Source organism: Dyella sp. EPa41 (assembly GCF_016586165.1).
Classification (GTDB): Bacteria; Pseudomonadota; Gammaproteobacteria; order Xanthomonadales; family Rhodanobacteraceae; genus Dyella.
Genome location: NZ_BCPR01000038.1, coordinates 37,644 through 45,424 on the forward strand (window position 1 = coordinate 37,644; position 7,781 = coordinate 45,424).

Sequence of the window (7,781 nt, forward strand, 5' to 3'; positions counted from 1 at the left end):
TTTGCGCCGCACCGGTCCGCGCGCGCGCGTCAGAAGGCGAAGCCCAGTTCGATCGAGACCTCCTGCACCTGCCCCGACAAGCGTTCCAGCTCGGCATCGCGTGGCGCGATGCGCGAGCGCAGGTCCAGCGTGCAGGCCAGCGCGCGATGCAGCAACACGGCATGCGCCTCGGCAAACAAGCCCGCCTGGCGACCATCGAGCAGGCCTACGTTGCGGCACGCTTCGATCAGCGCGGCGTTGGCCGTGGCGTTGAGCAGCGACGGGTGCTCGGAGGCATGCGCGAGCACCAGGCCCTGCAGCGCAAACTCGATGTCGAGCAAGCCGCCCAGCCCCTGCTTGATGTCGAACTGGATGTCGTCCGAACGGTCACGCTCCGCACGCCAGCGCTGGCGCATGCTGCTGACTTCCCGCAGTACCGACGCGCGATCGCGCGGCACCGCCAGCACTTCGCGGCGCACCGCGGCGAGCTCCGCATGCAGCGCGCTGTCGCCGGCAATCGGGCGCGCGCGCAGCAAGGCCTGGTGTTCCCACGTCCACGCACGGCTCTTCTGGTAGCCGGTGAAGGATTCGAGACTGCTCACCAGCAGGCCCTTGGAACCGTCCGGCCGCAGTCGCGTGTCCACTTCGTAAAGGCGCCCCGCGCGAGTGAGCACGGTCAGCCAGTTCATCACGCGCTGCGCCAGTCGCTGGTACCAGCGCGAGCCTTCCATCGAACGCGCGCCGTCGCTCATCGCATGCGCGCGCCTGGTGTCGTATACGAACACCAGGTCGAGGTCCGACGCGAAGCCAAGTTCCTCGCCGCCCACGCTGCCATAGCCGAGCACGGCAAAACCGGAGCCCTCGCCGGGCAAACGCCCGTGCTGCGCGGCGAGTTCGCGTTCCGCCAGCGCCGTGACGGCGATGACGATGGATTCGGCAAGCACCGCGAGGCGGCGCGCCGTGGCCACGGCGTCGGCGCGGCCGTCGATGAAGGCCAGGCCCAGGCGAAACGCCACGCTGGCCTTGAATTCGTTGATGCGCTCGAGCTCCGCCTCGGCCTCGCGCTCGTCCAGCGTGGTCAGTACGCGGGCGATTTCCGCGCTGATGTCGGCACGCTTGAGCGGCAGCTGGTCGATGCGCGGATCGAGTACGTCGTCGAGCAGCAAGGGCTGCGCGATCACGCGCTCGGCGAGGAACGCGCTTTCGGCAAACAGTCGCGCCAGGCGCAGGCGCGCCGCGGGCTGCTCTTCCAGCAAGGTGAGATACGAGGAACGACGCGCCACCGCCTGCACCAGCCGGCACAGGCGCAGCAGGCACGGCACCGGCGCGGCGCTGTCGCGCGCCACGGTCAGCAACTGCGGCATCAGGCGATCGAGCTGCTCGCGCGAACGCTGCGACATCGCCCGCACCGAGGCGGCCTGTGAAAGCTTCTGCAAGGCCTCGGCCACCTCGCCACCCGGTGTGAAGCCGGAGGCCTCCATCGCGGGGGCGTCCAGCGTGTCGACGCAGGCGCGCTGCCACAGCGCCACGCCTTCCACCGGTGCGCTCGCGGTACGCCCGCCTTCGGGCATCAGCACTTCGGCGAATTCCTCGCTGACGTGCGCGCGATGCATGGCCAGCTGCGCTTCCAGTTCTTCCCACGAGGCGTGCCCCAGACCAAGCGCGATGCGCTCACGGCTCAAGGCGTCCTCGGGAATGTCGTGCGTCTGCGCGTCGCGCAGCATCTGCACGCGATTCTCCACGCGGCGCAGGAAGACATACGCTTCGCGCAATGCGCGTGCACGTGCCGTGCTGATGTGGCCGCGCGCCTCGCAGGCCGTGAGCGCCGGCAGCAGGCCACGCACCCGCAGCGATGGCTCGCGGCCGCCGCGGATCATCTGCATCAGCTGCACCACGAACTCGATCTCGCGGATGCCGCCCGGGCCGAGCTTGAGGTTGTCGGCGAGATCCTTGCGCGCGACTTCGGCATCGATCAGCGACTTCATCTCGCGCAGCCCGGCGAACGCGGTGTAGTCGAGGTATTTGCGATAGATGAAGGGCCGCAGCAGATCCTGCAGCTCCTTGCCGCCGTTGCGGTCGCCCGCCACCGGCCGCGCCTTGATCCACGCGTAGCGCTCCCAGTCGCGTCCTTCGCTCTGGTAGTACTGCTCCATCGCCGAAAACGGCAGCGCGAGGCGGCCGGCATTGCCGAACGGACGCAGGCGCAAGTCGACCCGCGCGCAGATGCCGTCGACCGTGGGTTCGTTGAGCAGGCGCACCAGTTGGCGCGCGAGTCGCACGAAGTACTCGCTGTTGTCGAGCGAGCGGGCGCCGTCGCTCTGTCCGCCATGCGGGTAGGCCAGCACCAGGTCGATATCGGAGGAGAAATTGAGCTCGCTGCCACCGAGCTTGCCGAACCCCATCACCACCATGCGCTGCAGCTCGCCTTCGTGGCTGCGGCTGTGCCCGTAGCGCACGGCGAGCGCCCGCTCGGACCAGCCGAGCGCCGCACCCAGCAGCATCTCGTAGAGCACGCTGGTCGCCGACAGTGTCTCGGGCAGTTCGTCCAGTCCATTGATGTCGCGGAATACCAGGCGCAATGCCTCGGCGTGACGGAACTGTCGCAGTCCGGTGAAGCACGCGGCTTCGTCCTCGGGCAGCTTCAACGAGTCGATGCGGGCACTCGCGTCACCGCTCGAACGCAGTCGCTCCAGCCCTTGCGGCGAAAGCAGGTGCGGCTGGCGGGACCATACGTCGAAGGCGAAATCGCTGGCGAGCAGGGTGCAGCGGATGCGCTCGGCGACGCCGGCATCGTCATGCAGCGGCACCCCGAGCGCGCGGCAGCGCGCGGCCAGTTCACTGTAGCGGTCGTCGATCAGCGCACGCAGCGCCGGCGATTCCTGAGGCCTGTGGAGAACGGTCATCCGCGGATTGTGCCGTACTGGCGGGTGCGCTGCCGACTGCTTGCCGGGCCCAGCATGACGCCCCGATGACCGCGGGCAAAGGCCGCGGCGTGTTGACCTGGACGTGTTTGTGCGTGCAACTGCCCGTCGTCGCACAACAATTGGTTCATATCCGGACCATTACAGTACGATGTCCGAGGCATGACAGCCATCTGCAGGATGCCAGGACGATGTCTGCGACTCCTTTTGCACCGTCGGCGCGCTCCATCGCCTTTCGCCTGGCGTATATCGCGTGCCTGGCGGTCATTTTCATCCTCGCCACCGGCCTGATCGACGGCGGCGCCGGCGTGGGTTCCACCCAGGCCATCACGCAGCCGATTTTCCCGATCGCCAACGCCCTGCCCGGCCTGCTGCTGGCCACGCTGCTGCTCGTGTTGTCGCGGCGCCCGCTGCTCTCCTTCGGCATCGCCTTCGTCCTCGAAGCGCTGGTCTACGCAGTCAACGCGCTGAAGGTGAGCAACCTCAATACGCCGCTGATGCCGGCCGACTTCCGCATGCTGGGCCAACTGCGCCGTGGCGGCCTCAAGCTGCTGGGAAGCTATCTGCCGGCGAGCCCCTGGCCTTACCTGGCGCTGCTGGTGGCCGTGGGCATCATCGTGCTCGCATGGCGCAAGGAAATGCCGCTGTTCGCGCGCCGCACGCGCGGCCGCCGGTTGATCTGCGGCACCGCGCTGGTGCTGCTGCTGGGCACGCTGCTGGCCGGCATGCCGGGCTGGACCCGGATCTATGGCGGGCGGCACCTGTGGCTGGAGCCGTGGTCGGCGCAGGCCACGGCCGAGCATTCCGGCCTGGTCAGCTCGCTGGTGATGTTCCACCTGCACCAGGGGCATGCACGCAAGAAGCCGGACCCCGCCGCCGCGCAGCAGTTGATCACCCGCGCCGATCCGGGCCTGCGCGAACGCCTGCAGGCGGCCACGAACCCGGGCGAGCGTCCCGATATCGTCGTGGTGCAGAGCGAATCATTCTTCGACCCGTCGATCATGAAAGGCTACGAGGACGTCGACCTCACGCCGAACCTGCACCGCCTGGCGGCCGAGGGCGAGAGTGGCGCGCTGCACGTACCCACCTACGGCGGGGGCACCATCCGCACCGAGTTCGAAGTACTTACCGGTCTGTCGTTGCGCTACTTCGATGACCTGCAGTTCCCCTATCTGCAGATGAGCCACAAGGTCGTGCCCAGCATGGTGCGCGTCCTGCGTTCGCATGGCTACGAGACGGTCGCGCTGCACGGCAACGACCCGGGCTTCTGGAACCGCAACACGGCGTTCCGCGCGATTGGCTTCGACCGTTTCGTCTCGCGTTCGTCCTTTCCCGCGCTCGCGGCGATGGATGGCCAGTACATGGCCGACAGCGCGATGACCGACGAGATCATGGCGCAGCTGAAGGATGCGGGGCCGCCGCAGTTCCTGTTCGCCATCAGCATCGAAGCGCACGGTCCCTACGACGTGCCGCCCGCCGACGCCGCGCAACGCGACGCGATACCGGTGCCCGGCGGCGTCACCGGCAAGAACAAGCTGGAGCTGCAGAACTACCTGTACCACATGCAGCATGCCGACCAGGAACTCGGCCGGCTCGCCGAACTGCTGGCCCATCGCGAACGCCCCACCCTGCTGCTGTTCTACGGCGACCACCTGCCGGCGCTTACCGATACGTACAACGTCACCGGCTTCGTGGACGGCAAGGACATGCTGAGCCAGGCCGGCGTGTGGCTGCTGGTGGATCCACGCAACCCGACCGCGGCGAAGCAGGAGTCGCTTGCGTCATGGATGCTGCCGGGCCGGCTGCTGGAGCAGGCCGGCGTACGCGACGACGCCTACTTCGCGCTCACCCAGGTGATCGCGCCACAGCTGGCCGCACTCACTCGCGCACCGGGTGCGCCACCCGCCAGCGAAGACCACGACGAGCAGACCGCCGACAAGGACATGGCCAACGTCGCCCTGTTGCGCATGAAGGGCAAACTCGATCCGCTGCTGCCGCATGCGGAAGTGCAGACCGCCCAGGCGAGGGGCACCCATGTCGACAGCCTCGAGCAAGCCGAGCCCGCCGGCGTGCAGCAGTAACCGTATGGACGTCCAAACGGATTGAGTCGGGCGGCCGTTTCCCGCGGAAAACAAGTAGGGAACGATCCCGCCGTGGCACGCCACGCAGCGCGGATTCAGCGATCTGTCTGCCGGCTTAAGGGAGCCGGTTTCGTTCAGGTTCGGTAGAGCGAATTCCGTCTAGCTTGGATTCCAGCCGCGAAGCAACGCCTTCGTCGGCATTCCCACACTGGAGGTTTTCCTCATGCGTAAGACCATGCTTGCCGCTCTCATCGTCACCGCTGCTTCGGTCCTGGCCGTGCCCGCGTTCGCCCAGAACGCCGCCGCCTCGGCGAAGGTCGAAGCCAGCGCGAACACCGCGGCAGCGCAGGACGCCGCCGGCAAGACCGTCGACCAGACGGCCGCCATGACCAGCAAGGTCGCGGACAAGACCACCGCCACCACCGAGAAGACGGCCGACAAGGCCGCCGCCACGGCGGACAAGGCGACCAGCAGCACCGAACACGCAGCGCACAAGGCCGGCAAGCACGCCTCGCACAAGGCGAAGGCCGCCACCGACGCCAAGGTCGAGGCAGGCGCGCAGACGGGCGGCTGATCTCCAGCGGCAGTCACGCAATGAAGATCCCGGGAGCACCGCTCCCGGGATTTTTTTATGCCCGGCATCGGCCGTCGCGCGGCGATCCGCTCAGAAGTCGTAGCTGCCCGACAGCAGGTAGCTGCGTCGCGTGCGCAACGGCACGAACGTCTCGTTGAAATCGTCGGCAATCAACCGTCGCGCGAAAAGATTCTTCACGCCGAGGGTCACGCCCCAGCGATCGGCACGATAGGAAATATTGGCGCCTGCTTCCGCCTGGCCCGGTGTCGCGTAGTAGGTGGCGTAGTCTAGGCTCTGCCCGAGCGAACGCCCGCGCGCCATTACGCCGCCGGCCACGCCCCAGCCACGCAGCGGGCCACCCTGGAACCAGTAACTCGCCCACAGGTTGAAGCGCTGGCGTGGCGCGCCGGTGGGCATGGAGCCATCGTGGTTGCTGATCAAGGCATGGGTGTAGCTGCTGCTGAGGTCCAGCCCCGGCGCCACCTCGCCGGCGAACTCCACTTCCACGCCGCGGTTGGTCTGGCCGGGCCCGAAGCTCGCGAAATTCGGCGGCTGCTCATCCACCAGCAGGTAGCTGTGGTCGAGCGTGATGCGATACAGCGACACCGTGAGGCGCGCACGCTCGTTGAACAGGTTGAACTTGGCGCCCGCCTCCAGCTGGCGTGAAAGCGCCGGCACCAGTGGACGTCCGTTCTCGCCGAGATAGGACACCGGCTGGAACCCGTTCGAGGTGCCGCCGTACAGGGCAATGTCCGGCGTGAGCTTGTAGACGAGGCCGATGTTCGGCACCCACTTGGTGCGGCGTGGCGTCCACGGGTTGCCATCGACGTCTTCGGTCGACACTTCGTAGCCGGCGCGCCGCAGCGCCAGCAGCATCTCCCAGTGCTCGCCCCAGGCCAACTGGTCCTGCAGGAACAAGCCGCTGTCCACCGACCACGGGGTGCCGCCCAAGGGCTGGTTGTCCTGCGGCTGGATCACCGACGCGACGATCGGCAGCTGGCGGCTGCTGAACAGGTTGTAGACCCCATCGTCATACGCGTGGACATAGTCGTCGGAATGACCGATGCGCGAGCGCGCGTAGTCGGCGCCGAGCGTCACCGTGTGTTGCAGCGACCCGGTATCGAAGCTGCGGATCAGGTCGTTCTGCAGCGAGTAGTAGGTGTCGTCGTAGCGGTAGGCCTCGGCCACGGCCGAGGCGTCGCCATTGGCCATCGGGTTGTACAGCGTCCAGCTGTGCTGGTTGTTTCGCTGGCGCACGTATTGGCCGCGGCTGCGCCACGTCCAGTTGTTGCCTACCTGCTGGTCGAGCAGGTAGTAGAGGCGGTCGGTCTGGTAGTTGGCGAAGTCGCGCGGGTTGCCCGGCAGGAGCCCATCCGGCGATGCCGTGGAAAGCGAGTCACCCAGAAGCACCACGTGGTCGGGAATCGGCAAGCGGTTGACGATGCGTTGCATGCCCACCACCAGATCGGTGGTGTCGCCCTGCCAGCCCAGGGCGGGCGCGAGGTAGGCATTGCGCCGGTTGAGATAACCCTGCGGCGAGCGGTAACCGTAATCGCCCGACACCACGAGTCGATACGTGAGGCCGGGCGCATGCCCCAGCGGGCCGGCCATGTCCAGGCCGGCCTGCACCTGGCCTTGTTCGCCGATCATCGCGCTCAACTGCTGCACCGGTACGCTTTGCGGCTGCTTGATGGTGACGTTCACCAGGCCGCCGAAGTTGCTGCCGGTGGTGTCGCCCAATACCGATTGCGGCCCCTTCAGTACTTCGACGCGCTGCACGCCGATCAGCGGCGGAAAATCGCCCGATCCGGCGATGCTGTTGGGCATGCCGTCGGTAAGCCCATTGCCGGTGTAGAAGCCGCGGATCTGGAACAGTGGCAGGCCATCGGAGCCTTCCACGTACTGCACGCCGGCCACGTTCCGTACCGCATCGGCGACGGTGAGCAGCTGCTGCGAGTCCATCAGGCCGCGCGTCACCACGCTGACCGATTGCGGCACGTCGATGAGGTCGGCGTCGTTGCGCGCCGCCATGCTGTTGGACGTCCCCATGAAGCCGGCATCGCGTCCCACCAGCGCAATGGCTTCCACCGGCATGAGGTCCTTGGCGGCGGCGGGTGCCCTGGATCTGTCGAGGGCGGCGCGGGCATCAGGCTTCTCGCGAGGCTTCACCACCACGGTGCCTGCCTGCGTAAAGCCGTATTCGAGACCGGTGCCTTGCAGCAGGCG

At 67.5% G+C, this 7,781-nt stretch carries 4 protein-coding genes; 2 read left to right on the forward strand and 2 right to left on the reverse strand.

What is annotated here, in order from left to right:
* Positions 1-29: 29 nt before the first annotated feature.
* The gene (gene glnE / locus JMF82_RS13225; protein WP_201315035.1) at positions 30-2,882 is read right to left on the reverse strand and encodes a bifunctional [glutamate--ammonia ligase]-adenylyl-L-tyrosine phosphorylase/[glutamate--ammonia-ligase] adenylyltransferase; all 2,853 of its coding nucleotides are present in this window, start codon (positions 2,880-2,882) and stop codon (positions 30-32) included.
* Positions 2,883-3,091: 209 nt separating this feature from the next.
* Between glnE and JMF82_RS13230 the strand changes: the two genes are divergently transcribed.
* Entirely contained in the window at positions 3,092-4,981 is a 1,890-nt protein-coding gene (locus JMF82_RS13230) for an LTA synthase family protein (RefSeq protein ID WP_201315036.1), read from the forward strand.
* A 223-nt stretch (positions 4,982-5,204) separates the two neighbouring features.
* The gene (locus JMF82_RS13235; protein WP_201315037.1) at positions 5,205-5,555 is read left to right on the forward strand and encodes a hypothetical protein; all 351 of its coding nucleotides are present in this window, start codon (positions 5,205-5,207) and stop codon (positions 5,553-5,555) included.
* A gap of 90 nt (positions 5,556-5,645) precedes the next feature.
* Here JMF82_RS13235 and JMF82_RS13240 read toward each other — a convergent pair.
* Positions 5,646-7,781: TonB-dependent receptor (locus tag JMF82_RS13240; protein WP_201315038.1), on the reverse strand; the 2,136-nt coding region annotated here is incomplete at its 5' end.

What these genes read in the sequence shown, in the direction of transcription:
- glnE (WP_201315035.1), bottom strand. Translation starts at nt 2,882, where the DNA reads ATGACCGTTCTCCACAGGCCTCAGGAATCGCCGGCGCTGCGTGCGCTG.
- JMF82_RS13230 (WP_201315036.1), top strand. Translation starts at nt 3,092, where the DNA reads ATGTCTGCGACTCCTTTTGCACCGTCGGCGCGCTCCATCGCCTTTCGC.
- JMF82_RS13235 (WP_201315037.1), top strand. Translation starts at nt 5,205, where the DNA reads ATGCGTAAGACCATGCTTGCCGCTCTCATCGTCACCGCTGCTTCGGTC.